Raw genomic sequence first — 16,236 nt, 5'->3', positions numbered from 1 at the left:
CCGATGTCCGCATGGTCAGGCCGGAAGGAGCCGTTGATCACTTCACGTGCTGATCAGGTGGGCTGAGCCCTGCCCGCGGACCGGTCGCGCCCTGACTGCGCCCTCCCAGGATAGCCTCCAGGGCCACGCCACGGTCCAGGGCCAGCTTGGCCACCCGGTATTCGGCGCAGCGCGCCTCCAGCTCCGCCTCCGCCTCGGTCATGACCGCCATGGTGACCACAGAGCGTGATCACTCGCCGGCTTTTTGGACTACCTCGACCTTCCCCTGTGCCCCGTCGACCCTGATCAGGTCGCCGTCGTGGATGCGGGCGGTGGCGTTGCCGGTGCCGACCACGGCGGGGATGCCCAGCTCGCGGGCGACGATCGAGGCGTGCGACAGCGGCGCGCCCATGTCGGTGACGACCGCGGCGGCCCGCGGGAACAGCGGCGTCCAGCCGATGTTGGTCAGCACGGTCACCAGGATCTCGCCCCGCGCCAGCCGGTCGCCGTCGTCGGGCCCGGCGAGCACGCGCGCCACGCCCTCGACCACGCCGGGCGCGCCGGGGAAGCCCGTGACGGCGTCGCCCTGCGGCGCCGTCACGCCGCGCTCGTCCCAGAGGTCGCCGCGCCGGTCGGGCGAGGCGGCCCACCTGTCGGGGTCGAACTCGCCGACGATCACGGTGGGGTACGGCGGCAGCGAGCGGTAGTGCTCGTAGGTCGCCTTCCTGACCGACACGTCGGGCATCGGCTCACCGCGCAGCACCTGGAGGATCTCCTGGATCGACAGGAAGAACAGCGCCTCCCCGTGACCGGTCACCTCGCCGGCGCGCAGCACGAACTCGCGCAGCGACCAGAAGACCCTGATGACCTCCGAGCGCATGGTCTCGCGGTCGCGGGCGACCTTGGCCCACTGCGCGACCTTGCGCCGCATCGGGCGCACCTTGCGCGGGTGGCGGGCGGCGAACCGCTCCCAGGCGGCCCGCCTGGCCTCCTCCTGCTTCTCCAGGAGCCGGTCGAGCGAGCCGAGCGCGGCCGCCTGCCCGGCGATCCAGGCGGGGTCCTCGCCGGGCCTGGGCAGGGAGATCTCGAATTCGTGCGGGCCGCGGTGCCCGTAGCGGACGGCGAACTCCCCTGCGGTGATCTCGCCCCTGGCCAGCCGCTGCAGGCCCAGGACGGGGCCGAGGCTGGCCAGGCCGCCGTCGTGGTTGGCGCCGGTGAGCATGGCCTCGGCGTCGGACTCGCCGACCAGGGCGCGCAGCCGGTCGCGCACCCAGACCAGGGTGCTGCCGCCCTGCCGGGTGGAGGCCTCGAAGATCTCGCAGGTCTCCAGGAAGTACGGCTCCAGCTCGCGTTCCCAGAGGCCGGGCAGGTCGTCGGTGGTGGCGATCTTCCGCCGCATGTCCTCCCAGCGGAGCTGGGCGCCCGCGACGTAGGCGGGCAGCTTGCGCATGTTCGCGGCGACACGGCGGCGCAGCCGGATCGCGACCGGCACGACGGTCTTGATCACCTGCCAGCGGCCGATGGGGATGAGCGGCACGTCGACCCCGGCGGGCAGCCTGCCCATGACCTGGTCCATCACCCCCGATCTGTGCTGCATGCCGAGCGCGTGGAGCATCGTGTGGGCGGAGCTGAGGTTCATGTAGAAGCGGCCGCCGATGTTGCCGACGAAGCGGAAGCCGGGCATGGCCGTGGCCGACATGGCCTTGGCGATGAAGATCTGCACCAGCGACCAGGTGGCCGGGGTCATCACGTCGGGGATGGCCTCGCCGAGGTTGCCGTTGGACCACAACCACAGGTGTCCCCTGCTGTCGTTCCACTCCTCGCGCAGGCCGGTGACGGGGCGGGCCTGGAGGATGAGGAACTCCCCGTCGCGCAGCGCCCACTCCACGTCCATCGGCGTGCCGTACAGCTCCTCGATGCGGCGGCCCAGCGCGGTCAGCTCGCGCACCTGGGCGTCGTCGAGCACGCGGGCGCGGCGGCGCGCCTCGGGGACGGGACGTTCCTCGGTGCCGTCGGCGGTGCGCACGGTCATCACGGCCTTGTCGGAGACCTCGGCCTCGACCTCGGCTCCGGCGGTGTCGCCCACGGTGTAGGTGTCGGGGGTGACCAGGCCGCCCACGATCGCCTCGCCCAGCCCCCACGAGGCGCTGATCACCGTCGTCGACCGGTCGCCGGAGACCGGGTCGGCGGTGAACAGGATGCCCGCAGCGTCGGCGTCGGCGAGCTCCTGCACCACCACGGCCATGGCCACGTCGTCGTCGGGGACGCCGTGCTGACGGCGGTAGGCGACCGCGCGCTCGTTGTGCAGCGAGGCCCAGCAGCGGCGCACCGCCTCCACCAGGCCGTCGCGCCGCACGTTGAGGAAGGTGTCCTGCTGGCCGGCGAACGACAGGCCTGGCAGGTCCTCGGCGGTGGCCGACGAGCGCACCGCCACGGCGACGTCGGAGCCGAGGCCGTCGTAGGCCTTCAGGATCTCCTCGGGCAACTCGGGCGGGTCCTCGCGGTAGGCCTGTGTCGTCACCACGAAGCCCGGCGGCACCGGCAGGCCGGCGCGGCTCAGCCGGGCCAGCGAGGCGCCCTTGCCGCCGGCCGTGGCCAGGTCGGCCGCGGGATCGTCGAGGTTCATGATCCTCATCCGAGTGCCTCCTTCAGCTTGCTCTCCCCCACGTCGAGGGCCAGCGCGAGGAATCTCCTGGTCGCCTCGACGGCTTCGGGACCGAACGGCCGCCCGGACTCCAGGGTGCGGTGCACGCTCTCGCCGACCAGCTCGGCCAGGCGCTCGTCGGGCAGGCGGAACTCCTCGGGCATGCGGGCCGCGACCGTCAGGAAACCCTGCAGCACCGAGCCCAGCACGGTGGCGTGCTCGCCGGGGTGCAGGTCGTCGCGGACGGCGCCGAGCTCGGCCAGGGTCTCGAAGTAGCCGAGGAATCCGGAGACCAGCTCGGTGTCGGGCTTCTTCTGCCTGGTCAGCTTGCCGAGCACCTGCGAGTCGTTGAGGACGCTGGCGCGGATCAGGGGGTCGCGCATCACGCCGAGCGCCAGGTGGCGCACCAGGTCGTCGAGCGTCTTGGGGTCCGCCCGCTGTACGGCACGCAGCATGGCCACCCGCTCGCGCCGCAGCAGGGCGACGAAGAGCTCGTCACGCGTGCGCCAGTGCAGGTAGATGGTGCCCTTGGCGACCTCGGCCGCCCGTGCCACGTCCTCGATGGTGGTCTTGTCGTAGCCCCATCGCACGACGAGCCCGGCCGCCGCGTCGAGGATGCGGTGCGCCCGCTCCAGCTGGCGCGCCGCGTCGACGGGCGGCCGTCCTGCCTTCCTAGCACCCATTGTTTGACCCGATTTCCTCATTCGGTCATTCAATGGCCACTATATGCCCTCCACGAGCCCGTAGGCGATGGCCTCCTCCACGTTGAGATGGCGGCCCCTGACGGAGTCGTGCCGGATCTCGTCGACCTCCTTACCGGTCAGGTCGGACAGCCGCCAGTAGATCGTGTCGAGCATGCGGCGGTTCTGCTCCTGCTGGTCGAGCACCTCCTCGGTGGTGCCGTGCGCGGTCAGGTGGGGCTCGCCCATGCGGAAGAGGGAGTTGGGCGAGCCGCGGCGGCGGGTCACGGCGGCCAGCAGCGCCGTGGCCGGGCCGCCGAGCCGGCCGGTGACCTGGGCGTGCACCTCGACGGTCAGCGAGTCGAGGGTGTCGAGCATGGTCAGCACCGCGCCCAGTTCCCCGTCGGGGATGCTCAGGTGCAGCTTGATGGGCTGGCGGCCGATGGCGCCGAGGGTGAGCAGGCCGGCGCACCAGGGGGTGACGTTCTGCTCGGTCAGCTCCCCGTGGGCCAGCACGATGCGCTGCTCGAACAGGCGCTCCGCGATCGGGTCGTGGGTGACGTGGACGGAGTAGGAGGGGCTGCGCAGGGGCATCGGCTCGGGACGGGGCAGCGGTGGCAGGGGCCCAGGGCGTTCGGGGGGCATGCCGGGTGGGGTCCAGCGGGCCTGGAAGCCCACCCCGGCGAAGCCGGCCCTGGCCTGCCCGGGAGCTTCGGGACCTTCGGGGATCTCAGGGACTTCGGGCACATCGGCGATCGCAGCGACGTCGATGGATTCGGGCGCCTCCGGGACGTCGCGGACGCGGGAGACGTCGGGCAGCTCCGGATCCTGCGGGATCTCAGGACCGTCCGGGGCGTCGCAGTCTCCTGGAGCCGAGTCCGCCTCCGGTGGACGGCGGGGTGCGAGGGTCGAGGAGGGGGCGGGGTTCGTGGACGAGACCGCTCTCCGCGGGCTCCGTTGGCGTTCCGGTGACAGCGTCAAGGCTCAACCTCCAGCTGATGCGGTGGCCGATCGCGGCGGCGTACCGTTCGAGCGTGGAGGCGCGCACATCGGCCTCGCCCGACTCCAGCCGCGCGACCGCAGACTGCGAGGTGCCCATCCTGGCGGCCACCTCGGTCTGGGACAGACCCGACGACCTGCGCTCCTCGGCCAGCCGTTCGATCATCTCGCGGCGGGCCATGGCCATCTCGCGGAAGCCCGGCAGCAGGGGCAGGTCGTCTTCGTCGTCCATACCACCGACGGTATCTCTTATTCGAGATACCGGCTAGAGCATGACCACCTGCCGTACCGCCTCGCCGGTGTGCAGGCGATCGAAGCCCTCGTTGACCTCGTCGAGGGTGAGCCGGCCCGACAGCAGCCGGTCGACGGGGAGCAGGCCCTGCTTGTACAGGTCGATGAAGGCCGGCACGTCGCGGCGCGGCACGCACGAGCCCAGGTAGCTGCCCTTGAGCGTGCGCTCCTCCGCCACGAGCGACAGGGCGGGCAGGCTGAGCGGCACGCCGGGGTCGGGCAGTCCGACGGTGACGGTCACGCCGCCGGGCGCGGTGGCCTCGTAGGCCTGGGCGAGCACCGGCACCACCCCGGTGGTCTCGACGACCTTGTCGGCGCCGCCGCCCGTCGCCTGCCGTACCTCCTCGACCGCGTCGGGGCCGCCCTTGATCACGTGGGTGGCGCCGAGTTGCCGGGCGAGCTCCAGCTTGGCGTCGACGACGTCGATGGCGACGAGCGTGCCGGCGCCCGCGGCCCTGGCGGCCAGCAGCGCCGACAGTCCCACGCCCCCGAGCCCGAAGACCGCCACCGTGTCGTCGGCGACGACGCGCGCGCCGTACCTGACCGCTCCCGCGCCGGTCAGCACCGCGCAGCCGAACAGGGCCGCGATCTCGTACGGCAGAGCGGGGTCGACCTTGACCGCCGACTGCTCGGAGACGACGGCGTAGTCGGCGAATCCCGAGACTCCCAGGTGGTGGTTGACCCCTCCGGAGAGCATGCGCGAGCCGCTCAGCAGGGTGCCCGCCCGGTTGGCCGCCCCTCCCGGCCCGCACAGCGCGGGCCGGCCCTTGGCGCACATCGTGCACGAGCCGCAGGCCGGGACGAAGGTCAGCACGATGTGGTCGCCCGGCCGCATCGTGCTGCCGGGACCCGTCTCGACGATCTCCCCCGCCGCCTCGTGCCCCAGGGCCATCGGCAGCGGGCGCGGACGTGAGCCGTTGACCACCGACAGGTCGGAGTGGCACAACCCGGCGGCGCCGACCTTGACCAGCAGCTCGCCCTCGCCGGGCGGCCGCAGCGTCAGCTCCTGGATCTCCAGCGGCCTCGACCGCGCGTAGGGCGCCGGGCGGCCGGACTCGACGAGCACCGCCGCCCTGGTGGTCAGCGTCATGCGAGCATCGCCTCCATCGCGGCGCGGGTGCGCCCCTCGATCGGGGTGGGGCGGCGGGTGACGCGGTCGACGAAGACGTGCGTGAACTCCGCCTCGGCGATGAGCACGTCGTCGTGATCGCGGAACAGGCCCAGCTCGTAGCGCACGCTGGAGGTGCCGAGCTTGCCGATGCGCAGGCCCACCCTGATCACGTCGGGAAAGCTCGCCTCGGCCTTGTAGACGCAGCGGGACTCCACGCACATGCCGATCCGCGGGCCGCGCGGGTCGAAGCTCGCCTTCTCCACCAGCCAGGTGTTCACGGTCGAGTCGACCATCTCGTAGTGGACGACGTTGTTGAGATGGCCGTAGGAGTCGTTGTCGTTCCAGCGGCTCGGGATGGAGCGCCAGTAGTGGTAGTCGTTCACAGGCCCAGATCCCGTCCGATGATCTCGCGCATGATCTCGTTGCTGCCCGCCCAGATCCTGGTCACGCGGGCGTCCATCCAGGCCCTGGCCACGCGGTACTCCCGCATGTACCCGTAGCCGCCGAACAGTTGCACGCAGGCGTCGATGACCTCGTTCTGCACCTCGGAGGTCCAGAGCTTGGCCTTGGCCGCGTCGACCGCGCTCAGCTCCCGCCGCGCGTGGGCCTCGACGCACTGGTCGACGTAGGCGCGCGAGACGTCGAGGCGGGTCACCAGGTCGGCGAGGGTGAACTTGTTGTACTGGAAGCCGCCGATCGGCTGCCCGAACGCCTTGCGTTCCTTGACGTAGGCCAGCGTCTCGTCGAGGACGGCGGAGGCGTGGGCGACGTTGGAGACCGCGCACGACAGCCGCTCTTGCGGCAGGCGCTCCATCATGGCGATGAAGCCGCGGTCGACCTCGCCGACGCGGTTGGCGTCGGGCACCCGCACGTCCTTGAAGAACAGCTCGGCGGTGTCGGCCTCGGGCTGGCCCACCTTGTCGAGCTTGCGTCCGCGCTCGAAGCCGGTCGTGCCCGCCTCGACCGCGAACAGGGTGATGCCCTTGGCCTTCTTCTCCGGGCTGGTGCGGGCCGCGACGATGACCAGGTCGGCCTGGTAGCCGTTGGTGATGAAGGTCTTGGAGCCGTTGATCACCCAGTCGTCGCCGTCACGCACCGCCGTGGTGGCCAGCGCGGCCAGGTCGGAGCCGCCGCCCGGCTCGGTCATGCCGATCGCGGTGATGAGCTCGCCCGCGGCGAAGCGCGGCAGCCAGCGCCGCTTCTGCTCCTCGGTGGTCAGCTCCACCAGGTACGGCGCGACGATGTCGTAGTGGATGGCGAATCCGGAGGCCAGCGCGGCGCTGACGTGCGACAGCTCCTCGCCCAGGACCGCGTTGAACCGGTAGTCGCCGGCCTCGCCGCCGCCGTGGACCTCGGGCACCTCCAGGCCGAGCAGCCCTTGCTTGCCCGCCTCCCGCCACACGTCGCGGTCGATGAGGCGCCGCTCGATGAACTCCTCGGCCCTGGGGGCCACGGAACGGGCGATGAACGCGCGTACCGTCTCGCGAAACGCCTCGTGGTCCTCGCCGTAGATGCTGCGTCGCATGTGCTGCCCTTCTGCTCCTAAGCGCACGCTTAGTTTATGCTTTCACGCCCAGCATCCTGGCGGCCAGGTGGGCGTAGAGCGCGCCGACCTCGTCCGGGGTGCGCGGGCCGTCGGGGTGGTACCAGCGGGCGACGTCGACGCACATGGAGACGATCGCCCTGGAGGTGCCGCTCAGGTCGGCCACGTCGAACTCCCCGGCCGCCGCGCCCCTGGCGACCTCGGCGAGGACCAGGCCTTCGGTGGCGTCGCGCATGCCGCGGATGGTCGCCCACTGGGCGGGCGGGAGGGCGGCGAGCTCGTTCTGGGTCACGCGGGCGGCCAGCTGGTGGCGGGAGTGGAAGGCGGCCAGGGCGTAGACCATGCCCCGCACCACCGTGGCCGAGGAGTCGCGCGGGGTTCCCCCTGCCACGACGGCGGCGTGGGCGGTGACGTGGACCGTGTGGATGATCGTGTGGAGCAGCTCCGCCTTCGTCGGGAAGTGCACGTACATGGCCGCCGGGCTGAGCCCGGCCCGCTCGGCGATCTCCCGCGTGGAGGCTCCACCGTACCCCCTGGCCGCCAGCAGCTCCACGGCCGCCCGCAGCAGCCTGCGCGCCGCCTCGGACTCGACGCCGTCCCACAGATCCTCCATGCCTCACATACTAAGCGGACGCTTATCTTCGCGGAGAGCGGAACCCACAGCCGGGGGTTGAGCCGTACGGTGGGGTGGGCGAAGGGAGAGTGCATGGCCAAGGCGTTCTGGCTCGACCGGGGTGACAGCAGATACGCGACCCATGTCCGGAAAAATGTCCACGAATTCGCCGACAGCTGGGGTGACATCGCCCCCGTGACCTTCGCGTGCACCGCGTGGCACATCGCCACCCCGCCGTTCCTGACCCCCGGCCACGTGCACCGCGACCCCCGCATCCTCCACGCCCACTGCCTGCGCAACACGTGGGACGGCTCGCTGACCGCCGAGGTGCGCCTGGCCGCGCCGCTGCCCGAGAGCCTCGACCGCTCGCGCGCCGCCTGGTGGCGCGACCGCGGATGGCAGGGCTGGCAGCGCACCCTCGGCCAGTACGTCGAGCCCACCCAGCACGACCTGACGCGCTCGCCGTTCCTGCGCGCCTCGATGCTCCTGCAGGCGCCCATCCCTCTCTCGGAGCTGCCTCCCGCGCCCGAAGGGCCGCACGACGGGGTCGAGGACCGTGCCCAGCGCGCGCTGATCGTGCTGGTCAAGGAGCTGAACGCGCTCCTGTCGCCGATCCTGGAGCAACTGGGGCCCTAGCGTCGTGTGACTCATGTCGGCCGTGATTCTGGGTAGTGGCCATCCATGAAAGGGTTGCTCACAGTGATCGCAGCGCTGCTCCTCGCAGGCTGCGCCACGGACACATCAGCGCCGGCGAGAGTCGCGGAAGACTTCTACCGCGCGCTGTCCGAGGGCCGCCCGGATGCCGCCTGCCTGCTGCTCGCCTCCCGCACGGCGGCCAAGCTGCCCGACGACGGGGAGAGTTGCGGTCAGGCACTGGGCGAGCTCCGGCTGAGCGGCGGCTCGCTCCAGGAGGCGGTCGCGTGGGGCGAGGAGGCCCAGGTACGCCTCAGCGAGGACACGCTCTTCCTGCACCGTTACGCCGAGGGCTGGAAGGTCAAGGCCGCCGGCTGCGAACCGCGGCCCGACCTGCCCTTCGACTGCGAAGTAGAGGATTGAGCCATGCGGGTGGTCTTCGCGGTCACGGTGGCCATCATCGTGATCGGCTTGATCTGGTTCTTCGCGATGGGGGTGCTGCACCGATGAAGATCAGGCAGAACGCCCTGTCGCTGGCCTTCCTCGGCCTGTTCGCCGCCGCCCTGGTCGGCCAGGCGATCGCCGGGACGGCCGGCTACAACGAGCGGCAGCTGGTCGACGGCGGCTCGACGCTCTCGGTGGTGCAGTACGTCGCCACCTCCGAGTTCGCGGTGGACGTGGCGGAGAACTGGCAGTCCGAATACTTGCAGTTCTTCCTGTTCGTCCTGGTCACGGTGTGGCTGATCCAGCGCGGCTCGACCGAGTCCAAACCGCCCGGCGAGGAGGGGGCGGGCACCGACGAGGAGCAGAAGGTCGGCAGGCACGCGCGGGCCGACTCCCCCTCCTGGGCCGCCGAGACCGGCTTCAGGCACTGGCTGTTCAGCAACTCCCTGGGCCTGACGATGGGCTTCGTCTTCCTGGCCTCGTGGCTGGCGCAGTCGGTCGCCGGCATGGCCGCCAATAACGGCGAGCGGCTGTCGGAGCTGCGCGACCCGATCTCGTGGGGGCAGTACGTGCTCTCGCCCGACTTCTGGAGCCGCACGCTGCAGAACTGGCAGTCGGAGTTCCTGGCCGTGGCCTCGATGGTGGTGCTCTCGATCTACCTGCGCCAGCGGGGGTCACCCGAGTCGAAGCCCGTCGGCGAGCCGCACTCCTCGACCGGCGTGTCGGGCTGACCGGTCACCACGGCCACGATGCGGGTGCCCCTGGCGAAGCGGCCCCGCCGTACGAGATCGAGGATGCCGTAGATCATCTTGGCGACGTACACCCGCTCGAAGCCCATGGCGTCGAGGGCAGGGGTGGACTTGGCGTAACCGCCGAAGTGGTAGCCGAGCTCGATCGACCAGTTGCCGGTCGGCCTGCCGTACTCCCGCTGGAGCCTGGCCACCTCGGCGTTGAGGAACGCGCCGCCCTTGAGCGCGGCGAAGCCGATGGCCCGCTTGCCCGGCGGCAGGCCCGCGGCGATCCCGGCCAGCGTGCCGCCGGTGCCGACCGGGCAGCAGACGACGTCGTAGTCGTCCTCGATCTCCCCCGGCAACTCCGCGCAGCCCCGCACGGCCGCCGCGTTGCTGCCTCCCTCGGGCAGGATGAAGACCTCGCCGAACTCCTCCCTCAGGCGTTCCTGTACGGCAGGCGTGTGCTTGAGCCGGTAGGCGGCGCGGTCGAGATAGGTCAGGCGCATGCCGTGCGCCGCGGCCCCGGCCAGCGAGGGGTTGAGCGGCAGGTGCTCCTCGCCGCGGATCACCCCGATCGTCTCGAAGCCCCGCTCGTGCCCCGCCCTGGCCACGGCGGTGACGAGGTTCGAATATGCTCCGCCGAAGGCCAGCACGCGAGGGTGGCCGAGGTTGTATTTGAGCTTGCGCGGCTTGTTGTCGTCGTGCAGCAGCGAGATCTGGACTCCGGCCACCTCCATGCCGCTAGAGTACCGGCGGAGGTATGTTGGATTATGGGCGTTGTTGAAGCTTTCCGTTCGGCTTTCGGTGCCGACCCCGAGACCGTGTGGCGCGCGCCGGGCCGGGTCAACCTGATCGGCGAGCACACCGACTACAACGACGGCTTCGTGCTGCCCTTCGCCGTGCCGTGGGGCGTCAGCGCCGCGGTCAGCCGGCGCGACGACGGGGCCATCCGGCTGCTCTCCCTCCAGGGCGCCGCCGAGCCCGTCACCCTGGCCACCCGCGAGCAGGCCACCGGCTGGCAACGCTACGTCGTCGGCGTCCCCGCGATGCTCGGCGAGCGGGTCGGCGGCTTCGACATCGCCATCGACGGCGACGTGCCCGCCGGCGCCGGGCTCAGCTCCAGCGCCGCGCTGGAGGTCGCGGTCGGCTCGGCGATCAACGAGATCCACGGGCTCGGCATGACGCCCATGGAGATCGCCCTGCTCGGCCAGAAGGCCGAGAACGACTTCGTCGGCATGCCCTGCGGGATCATGGACCAGGCCGCCTCCGCCTGCTCGCAGGAGGGCAAGGCGCTCTTCCTCGACTGCCGCTCGCTCGGCTTCCGCCAGGTGCCGCTCGACCTGGCCGCGCACGGGCTGCGCATCCTCATCATCGACACCCGCGTCCACCACGAGCTGGCCGACGGGCAGTACGCCAAGCGCAGGGCCGACTGCGAGTCCGCCGCCCGCAAGCTCGGCGTCGAGGCGCTGCGCGACGTCACCGACCTCGCCGGGGCGCTGTCGCGGCTGCAGGGCGACGAGCGCAACCGGGTGCAGCACGTCGTGACCGAGAACCACCGGGTCGAGGCGCTCATCGGGCTCCTGCGCGCCGGGGCGATCACCGAGATCGGGGCGCTGCTCAACGCCTCACACCTGTCGCTGCGCGACGAGTACGAGGTCTCCTCGCCCGAGCTCGACGTGGCCGTGGAGGCCTCGCTGCGCGGCGGGGCCAGGGGGGCGCGCATGACCGGCGGCGGGTTCGGCGGCTCGGCCATCGCGCTGGTCGCCGAGGAGCGGGTGGACTCGGTTCAGGAGTCGGTGTCCGCCGCCTTCGCGGCCAAGGGCTGGGCCGAGCCGCGCTTCATGCCCGCCGTACCCTCGGCCGGCGCCCACAAGACCGCCTAGACCGCCTAGATCGCCTGGACCGCTGGACTTCCTACAAGTTAGAGCGGTGGGAAGGCCGGGTCGCGGCGCTCCAGGAAGCTCGCGACCCCTTCGGCGAAGTCGGGCCGCCTGAAGCTGTCGAGCATCTCCTTGACCGCCGTGTGCGCCGACTGCTCCAGCGTGGCCTCCCAGTCGCCCCACACCTGCCGCTTGATCACCGCCATCGACGCCGGCGAGCTGTGCACCGACAACTCCAGCGCGTAGGCCCTGGCCGCGTCCAGCAACTGCTCGCCCGGCACCGCCCGGTTGACCAGCCCGAGCTCGTAGGCCTCCGCGCCGGTGAAGGTGCGGCCCGACAGCAGCAGGTCCATCGCCCGCTGCTGGCCGACGAGCTTGGGCAGCACCCAGGCCAGGCCGTACTCCGCGACCAGCCCGCGCCGCGCGAACGCCGTGGTCCACTTGGCCTCCTCGGCCGTGAAGACCAGGTCGCACACGAGCGCGTGGACCAGCCCGAGCCCGGCGCAGGCGCCGTTGACCGCGGCGATGATCGGCTTGCCGATGGTCGCCGGGAAGGTGTTGGGCCGGGGGTCGGGCTCCTGCGCGTAGGAGCCGTCCTGGATCTCGCCGAGGGTCTGGAAGTCGGCGCCCGCGCAGAAGCCCCGGCCCGCGCCGGTGACGACGATGGCCCTGACCGCGGGGTCCTTCTCCGCGTCGGCCAGGGCGTCGAAGTAGCGCCTGCCCATGGCGTCGGTCCAGGCGTTCAGCCGTTCGGGGCGGTTGAACGTCAGCGTCAGCACGCCCCGGTCGAGGTCGGACAGCACAAGTTCGGTCATAGAACAATGTTCTACACTATTGCGGGTGATGAACAAAGGCCGGTGACAGCGCGCTGTCGTCGTAGTAGCGGTGGAAGACCGGCGTCAGCGAACCCGACATGGGCGGCACGATCCACGACCAGTCGGCCGGGCAGACGCGGCCCGCCCTGTCCTCCTTCTCCAGGTGTTTCATGAACCGCCTGGCCTCGGTGTGGTGGTCGGTCATGGTCACCCCGTCCTCCTCGAAGGAGTGCAGCACGGCCACGTTCAGCTCGACCAGCGCCGCGTCGCGCCACAACGTGCGCTCGCTGGAGGTGTCGAGGCCCAGCCGCCTGGCGATGACGGGGAGCTGGTTGTAGCGGTCCTCGTCGGCCAGATTGCGGGCGCCGATCTCGGTGCCCATGTACCAGCCGTTGAAGGGCGCGCACGGGTAGCAGATCCCGCCGATCTCCAGGCACATGTTCGAGATCGCGGGTACGGCGTGCCAGCGCAGGCCCAGCTCGGCGAACCACGCGAAGTGGGGATGCCTGATCGGCACCTCCAGGACGGCGTCGCCGGGCAGGTTGCACAACAACGTCTTGCCCCGCCCAGGATCGATGATCATCGGCAGCACGTCGAAGGCGCCGTTCCTGCCGCTCCAGCCCAGCTTCGCGGCCAGGTCGGTGATCTCCACGTTGCGCGGGTCGCCGGCGATCGTCCCGTCGTCCATGCGGTAGCCGGCATAGCGGATGAGCTGCTCGTTGAGGATCCTCGGCGCCCTGCGCCCCGGACGGTCGGGCGCGAACACCGTGATCGTCGGGCGCAGCTTGCCGTCGCCCGTCGCCTCACGCAGGTGCTGCACGCACTCCAGCGCCACCCCCTCCGCGGTGCTCACCTTGCGCCGGTCACGCACCTTCAGCGAGCGCCAGTACAGCCGCCCGATGCACCTGCTGCTGTTGCGCCAGGCCACCCTGGCGCCGAAGGCCAGCTCCTGCGGGGTATGGGTGTACGTCCCCGTCCTCGCGACCTCCCTGGCGACCTCCCGCATCCTGGCCGGCGGGTCACCGCCGTTCTCCGCGCAGTACAACTCGACGAACCGCTCGGCCTCCCCGAGATCCACCCGATGGGCGGTCTCCGATGTCCTGTCCAGGACGGCCGAGCCTTCCGGTCTTCCGTTCCGCACGGCGAAACCGTGCGATGGACGCAATGCCCTGATCCAAGCGCGCACGCAGCAACCAACACATTCCGCTCTTCGAGCCGCCCCTCCGGTTCCGGGCCGGTGGCGCCGCCCTCGCGATGGCGCCCTTCCCGCCACCCGGTCTTTTGTCCACGGCAAGCACATCTTTCACTGCAAACCCTGGGCTTGTCCCGGTAAATGGGAAAATCTGCGATCTTATGGTTACTCACCGTGATATCAAAGCGGTCGACGCTCCAGGCCCTCCAGATCGCCCAGGCGGCGTTTCAGGACACGCCGGTCCGGCACCGGCAGCCTGGGGCCGCCCAGGCGCGCTACAGCCCCAGGAAGGTGGCGACCACGGAGGCGTCGAGGCGCCGGGTGCGCCCGTCACGCTCGGCCGTACGGCAGTTGCGGTCCAGGTAGACCAGGGCGCCGGTCCCGTCGTCGTAGCGCACCAGGATCGACAGTTCGTGGGAGAAGCCGACCTGCGAGCAGGCCCGCACCCCCGTCGTGTCGACGGGCGGCAGCTCGTTGAGCACCTCCACCAGGCGGCTCGCGTCCCCTTCGATGATGCGCCGCCGGTCGGGCTCCCTGCCCTCGCGGCGCGTGACCCCCAGCTCGCACAGGGTCGCCGACACGACGCCCTCGGCGGGCACGAGCGGCCCCGGCTCAGGACCGTACGCCCAGCGGGCGGGCCAGGTCGTCGGGCAGTCCACGGCACCCGACGGCGCCGCCTCCACACCCGCGGGCCCCTCCGCGACCGAGACCGCGAACGCCACCGCGACCACGAACGCGACCACCGCCGCGACCACGGCCGCGATCGTCGCGGCCACCGGCGCCACGGCCAATCGTGCGATCACCACGCCGCTCAACCTACGCGACCGCGACCGGTCAGGAATCGAGAAGCGTCCATCCATGGCCCGACTTAGCGTGACGACCATGGACATCACGATTCATGCGAGTTTCCTGCCCTCCGACGACCCCGACGCCTCGCTGGCGTTCTACCGCGACGCCCTGGGCTTCGAGGTGCGCCATGACGTGTCCTACGACGGGATCCGGTGGCTCACCGTCGGCCCTGCTGGCCAGCCCGGCCTCTCGATCGTCCTGGAGCCGCCCGGCTCCGATCCCGGCGTCTCGGACGAGGAGCGACGGATGATCATCGAGATGATGGCCAAGGGCACCTACGCGGGCATCCTGCTGTCGACGGACGACGTCGACGAGACGTTCGAGAAGGTCCAGGCCAGCGGCGCCGACGTGGTGCAGGAGCCGATCGACCAGCCGTTCGGCGTGCGCGACTGCGCCTTCCGCGACCCGTCGGGCAACCTGATCCGCATCCAGCAGGGCCCGTGAGGCATTAAGGGAGCGTGGCCTGCGTCACCGCCGGCGCGCGAGGTGGACGGTGATGTCGGCGGCGATCTCCACCGCCGCGGGCAGGACCTGCAGGATCCGGCCGAACACCTGCTCGCGTTCCGCGGCCGGCAGCACGAGGTAGGCCGAGACGGTCGACAGGTAGCCGACGAAGTCGTGGGCGCTCATCGTCAGCCGCGACTCGATCACCGCCTGCCGTACGTCGCCGAACCATTCGGAGCGCTGGAGTTCCGTGCCCGGCCACTGCATCTCGTGGTCGGGTGGCGTCCCGTCCGGTGAGGGGATCTCGTCGCTTGCCAGGAACGGCGAGCGCGCCACGCGGACGGCCTCCGCCACGTCCGGGTCGGCCAGCTGGACGGGCCCGCCGAACGAGGCGAACACGCCGCCGGGCTCCAGGAGCGCGGCCACGCGCGACCATCGGTGCTCCGGGTGCGTCCAGTGCAGCGCCGCCGCCGCGAACACCAGGTCGTAGGTCTCGCCCGGCCGCAGGTCCTCGAACGCCGCCCGGACGGTCGTGACGGTGCCGGGCACGTGCTTGCGCAGCTCGGCGAGCATCTCGGCGTCGGGCTCCGTCGCGGTGACCGTGACCCCGCGCCGGGCGAGCAGGCGGGTCGCCTTGCCGGTGCCGGCACCGATCTCGAGGGCGGTCAGGATCGGCCGCCGCGCGTACGCCACCACCGTGTCGAAGAGGGCGGCGGGGTAGCCGGGGCGGAAGCGTTCGTACGTTTCGGCCACCGCTCCGAAGCTCAATGCGCGACCAGACATGCGGAGCATCCTGACACACCGCGAACGCCGCAGGCCCCCTACCCGAACGGGGTAGGGGGCCTGTGTTGCGTCTTCTGCCCTGGGGGCCAGCTCCCGCGATAGGACTCGAACCTATAACCTGCCGGTTAACAGCCGGCTGCTCTGCCGATTGAGCTACACGGGATCGGACTTCGCGCTGCTCGGCCGGGCGTTTGGGCCCTTCCTTGCGGCGCAGGAATAGATTAGCGCACTCCTGGAGTGCGTGTCGCATCGTCGTCGGGGTAGGCCCGGAGAAGCGGAGGTGGAACATGCGATATCGGATGGCGTTCGCCGTCGGAATGGCGGTCGGTTACGTGCTCGGGAGCCGCGCGGGTCGCGAGCGGTACGAGCAGATCAAGCGCACGGCGCAGCGCGTGGCGGACAGCCCGACCGTGCAGGAGGCGGCCGGTCTGCTCGGCGCGCAGGTGTCGAAGGTCTCCGACGTGGCCAGGACCAAGGTCGGCGACACGTTGCACAACCGGCTCCCGTTCCTGAACAACCACAAGGACACGGGAACCGGCTGGCCCGGGGAGGGCACACAGGAGGACGAGAAGCTCGACAGGAGCGGTCTGCCGTACTAGCGGCGG

The 16,236-nt window shown here is 71.2% G+C and carries 20 protein-coding genes and 1 tRNA gene; 6 read left to right on the top strand and 15 right to left on the bottom strand.

The annotated features are described in order from the left end of the window. Positions 1–37: 37 nt before the first annotated feature. The 9 genes from ACIBH1_RS06690 to ACIBH1_RS06650 form a co-directional block, all read right to left on the bottom strand. Positions 38–202: a hypothetical protein gene (locus ACIBH1_RS06690; RefSeq protein ID WP_397312596.1), complete on the bottom strand. Its 165-nt coding sequence runs from the start codon at positions 200–202 to the stop codon at positions 38–40. Between the two features lie 27 nt (positions 203–229). Further along, positions 230–2,614 (bottom strand): PEP/pyruvate-binding domain-containing protein, encoded by a 2,385-nt coding sequence (locus tag ACIBH1_RS06685; RefSeq protein ID WP_397312595.1) that lies wholly within the window; start codon positions 2,612–2,614, stop codon positions 230–232. Beyond that, on the bottom strand, positions 2,611–3,306 hold the full coding sequence (locus tag ACIBH1_RS06680; RefSeq protein ID WP_397312594.1) for a TetR/AcrR family transcriptional regulator: 696 nt from the start codon (positions 3,304–3,306) through the stop codon (positions 2,611–2,613). Before ACIBH1_RS06680 ends, ACIBH1_RS06685 begins: the two co-directional genes overlap by 4 nt. Before the next feature lie 39 nt (positions 3,307–3,345). Further along, positions 3,346–4,050, bottom strand: a complete 705-nt coding sequence (locus ACIBH1_RS06675; RefSeq protein WP_397312593.1) for an ATP-dependent Clp protease proteolytic subunit — start codon at positions 4,048–4,050, stop codon at positions 3,346–3,348. Positions 4,051–4,141: 91 nt separating this feature from the next. Continuing rightward, positions 4,142–4,534, bottom strand: coding sequence for a helix-turn-helix domain-containing protein (locus ACIBH1_RS06670; protein ID WP_397312592.1), 393 nt, complete (start codon positions 4,532–4,534; stop codon positions 4,142–4,144). Positions 4,535–4,567: 33 nt separating this feature from the next. Next, the gene (locus ACIBH1_RS06665; RefSeq protein ID WP_397312591.1) at positions 4,568–5,683 is read right to left on the bottom strand and encodes a zinc-dependent alcohol dehydrogenase family protein; all 1,116 of its coding nucleotides are present in this window, start codon (positions 5,681–5,683) and stop codon (positions 4,568–4,570) included. Then, positions 5,680–6,087 carry an acyl-CoA thioesterase gene (locus tag ACIBH1_RS06660; RefSeq protein WP_397312590.1) on the bottom strand — a complete coding sequence of 136 codons (408 nt, stop codon included), beginning with the start codon at positions 6,085–6,087 and terminating at the stop codon, positions 5,680–5,682. The genes ACIBH1_RS06665 and ACIBH1_RS06660 overlap by 4 nt, the downstream gene beginning before the upstream one ends. Next, positions 6,084–7,229 carry an acyl-CoA dehydrogenase family protein gene (locus tag ACIBH1_RS06655; protein ID WP_397312589.1) on the bottom strand — a complete coding sequence of 382 codons (1,146 nt, stop codon included), beginning with the start codon at positions 7,227–7,229 and terminating at the stop codon, positions 6,084–6,086. Before ACIBH1_RS06655 ends, ACIBH1_RS06660 begins: the two co-directional genes overlap by 4 nt. Positions 7,230–7,263: 34 nt before the next feature. Further along, positions 7,264–7,860 carry a TetR/AcrR family transcriptional regulator gene (locus tag ACIBH1_RS06650; RefSeq protein WP_397312588.1) on the bottom strand — a complete coding sequence of 199 codons (597 nt, stop codon included), beginning with the start codon at positions 7,858–7,860 and terminating at the stop codon, positions 7,264–7,266. A 93-nt stretch (positions 7,861–7,953) separates the two neighbouring features. Here ACIBH1_RS06650 and ACIBH1_RS06645 point away from each other — a divergent pair, with 93 nt between their 5' ends. The 3 genes from ACIBH1_RS06645 to ACIBH1_RS06635 all read left to right on the top strand — a co-directional run bounded on the left by ACIBH1_RS06645 (position 7,954) and on the right by ACIBH1_RS06635 (position 9,668). Continuing rightward, the gene (locus ACIBH1_RS06645) at positions 7,954–8,496 is read left to right on the top strand and encodes a hypothetical protein (protein WP_397312587.1); all 543 of its coding nucleotides are present in this window, start codon (positions 7,954–7,956) and stop codon (positions 8,494–8,496) included. Between the two features lie 63 nt (positions 8,497–8,559). Continuing rightward, positions 8,560–8,916 carry a hypothetical protein gene (locus tag ACIBH1_RS06640; RefSeq protein ID WP_397312586.1) on the top strand — a complete coding sequence of 119 codons (357 nt, stop codon included), beginning with the start codon at positions 8,560–8,562 and terminating at the stop codon, positions 8,914–8,916. Between the two features lie 83 nt (positions 8,917–8,999). After that, positions 9,000–9,668: a DUF6766 family protein gene (locus tag ACIBH1_RS06635; RefSeq protein ID WP_397312585.1), complete on the top strand. Its 669-nt coding sequence runs from the start codon at positions 9,000–9,002 to the stop codon at positions 9,666–9,668. Here the strand turns inward: ACIBH1_RS06635 and ACIBH1_RS06630 are convergent. Continuing rightward, positions 9,593–10,405 (bottom strand): 1-aminocyclopropane-1-carboxylate deaminase/D-cysteine desulfhydrase, encoded by an 813-nt coding sequence (locus ACIBH1_RS06630; protein WP_397312584.1) that lies wholly within the window; start codon positions 10,403–10,405, stop codon positions 9,593–9,595. The two genes, ACIBH1_RS06635 and ACIBH1_RS06630, sit on opposite strands and share 76 nt — an antisense overlap. Positions 10,406–10,438: 33 nt before the next feature. Between ACIBH1_RS06630 and galK the strand changes: the two genes are divergently transcribed. Then, entirely contained in the window at positions 10,439–11,551 is a 1,113-nt protein-coding gene (gene galK / locus ACIBH1_RS06625; RefSeq protein WP_397312583.1) for a galactokinase, read from the top strand. Between the two features lie 38 nt (positions 11,552–11,589). Here the strand turns inward: galK and ACIBH1_RS06620 are convergent, their stop codons facing one another. From ACIBH1_RS06620 to ACIBH1_RS06610, 3 genes are all read right to left on the bottom strand, one after another. Further along, entirely contained in the window at positions 11,590–12,363 is a 774-nt protein-coding gene (locus ACIBH1_RS06620) for an enoyl-CoA hydratase-related protein (RefSeq protein ID WP_397312582.1), read from the bottom strand. Positions 12,364–12,379: 16 nt separating this feature from the next. After that, entirely contained in the window at positions 12,380–13,504 is a 1,125-nt protein-coding gene (locus ACIBH1_RS06615; RefSeq protein WP_397312581.1) for a nitric oxide synthase oxygenase, read from the bottom strand. A 326-nt stretch (positions 13,505–13,830) separates the two neighbouring features. After that, on the bottom strand, positions 13,831–14,361 hold the full coding sequence (locus tag ACIBH1_RS06610) for a hypothetical protein (RefSeq protein WP_397312579.1): 531 nt from the start codon (positions 14,359–14,361) through the stop codon (positions 13,831–13,833). 76 nt (positions 14,362–14,437) lie between these two features. Between ACIBH1_RS06610 and ACIBH1_RS06605 the strand changes: the two genes are divergently transcribed. Further along, positions 14,438–14,848 (top strand): VOC family protein, encoded by a 411-nt coding sequence (locus tag ACIBH1_RS06605; protein ID WP_397312578.1) that lies wholly within the window; start codon positions 14,438–14,440, stop codon positions 14,846–14,848. 24 nt (positions 14,849–14,872) lie between these two features. Here ACIBH1_RS06605 and ACIBH1_RS06600 read toward each other — a convergent pair whose 3' ends face one another. Together ACIBH1_RS06600 and ACIBH1_RS06595 are read right to left on the bottom strand one after the other, a co-directional pair. Beyond that, the gene (locus ACIBH1_RS06600) at positions 14,873–15,631 is read right to left on the bottom strand and encodes a class I SAM-dependent methyltransferase (RefSeq protein ID WP_397312577.1); all 759 of its coding nucleotides are present in this window, start codon (positions 15,629–15,631) and stop codon (positions 14,873–14,875) included. A gap of 90 nt (positions 15,632–15,721) precedes the next feature. Next, positions 15,722–15,794, bottom strand: a tRNA-Asn gene (locus tag ACIBH1_RS06595). 124 nt (positions 15,795–15,918) lie between these two features. On the opposite strand from ACIBH1_RS06595, the gene ACIBH1_RS06590 reads away from it, so the two are divergent. After that, on the top strand, positions 15,919–16,230 hold the full coding sequence (locus tag ACIBH1_RS06590) for a YtxH domain-containing protein (protein WP_397312576.1): 312 nt from the start codon (positions 15,919–15,921) through the stop codon (positions 16,228–16,230). The last annotated feature ends 6 nt before the right edge of the window (positions 16,231–16,236 follow it).

This window comes from Nonomuraea sp. NPDC050663, from assembly GCF_044456985.1.
Lineage (GTDB): Bacteria > Actinomycetota > Actinomycetes > Streptosporangiales > Streptosporangiaceae > Nonomuraea.
The sequence above is the reverse complement of the archived record's forward strand: the minus strand, read 5'-3'. Positions and strand labels throughout refer to the sequence as shown.

Bases quoted from the DNA above. Each gene is read 5' to 3' on its own strand.
- ACIBH1_RS06650 (WP_397312588.1), bottom strand. From the start codon at position 7,860: ATGGAGGATCTGTGGGACGGCGTCGAGTCCGAGGCGGCGCGCAGGCTG.
- ACIBH1_RS06655 (WP_397312589.1), bottom strand. From the start codon at position 7,229: ATGCGACGCAGCATCTACGGCGAGGACCACGAGGCGTTTCGCGAGACG.
- ACIBH1_RS06590 (WP_397312576.1), top strand. From the start codon at position 15,919: ATGCGATATCGGATGGCGTTCGCCGTCGGAATGGCGGTCGGTTACGTG.
- ACIBH1_RS06665 (WP_397312591.1), bottom strand. From the start codon at position 5,683: ATGACGCTGACCACCAGGGCGGCGGTGCTCGTCGAGTCCGGCCGCCCG.
- galK (WP_397312583.1), top strand. From the start codon at position 10,439: ATGGGCGTTGTTGAAGCTTTCCGTTCGGCTTTCGGTGCCGACCCCGAG.
- ACIBH1_RS06645 (WP_397312587.1), top strand. From the start codon at position 7,954: ATGGCCAAGGCGTTCTGGCTCGACCGGGGTGACAGCAGATACGCGACC.
- ACIBH1_RS06635 (WP_397312585.1), top strand. From the start codon at position 9,000: ATGAAGATCAGGCAGAACGCCCTGTCGCTGGCCTTCCTCGGCCTGTTC.
- ACIBH1_RS06685 (WP_397312595.1), bottom strand. From the start codon at position 2,614: ATGAGGATCATGAACCTCGACGATCCCGCGGCCGACCTGGCCACGGCC.
- ACIBH1_RS06680 (WP_397312594.1), bottom strand. From the start codon at position 3,306: ATGGGTGCTAGGAAGGCAGGACGGCCGCCCGTCGACGCGGCGCGCCAG.
- ACIBH1_RS06670 (WP_397312592.1), bottom strand. From the start codon at position 4,534: ATGGACGACGAAGACGACCTGCCCCTGCTGCCGGGCTTCCGCGAGATG.
- ACIBH1_RS06620 (WP_397312582.1), bottom strand. From the start codon at position 12,363: ATGACCGAACTTGTGCTGTCCGACCTCGACCGGGGCGTGCTGACGCTG.
- ACIBH1_RS06605 (WP_397312578.1), top strand. From the start codon at position 14,438: ATGGACATCACGATTCATGCGAGTTTCCTGCCCTCCGACGACCCCGAC.
- ACIBH1_RS06600 (WP_397312577.1), bottom strand. From the start codon at position 15,631: ATGTCTGGTCGCGCATTGAGCTTCGGAGCGGTGGCCGAAACGTACGAA.
- ACIBH1_RS06630 (WP_397312584.1), bottom strand. From the start codon at position 10,405: ATGGAGGTGGCCGGAGTCCAGATCTCGCTGCTGCACGACGACAACAAG.
- ACIBH1_RS06690 (WP_397312596.1), bottom strand. From the start codon at position 202: ATGACCGAGGCGGAGGCGGAGCTGGAGGCGCGCTGCGCCGAATACCGG.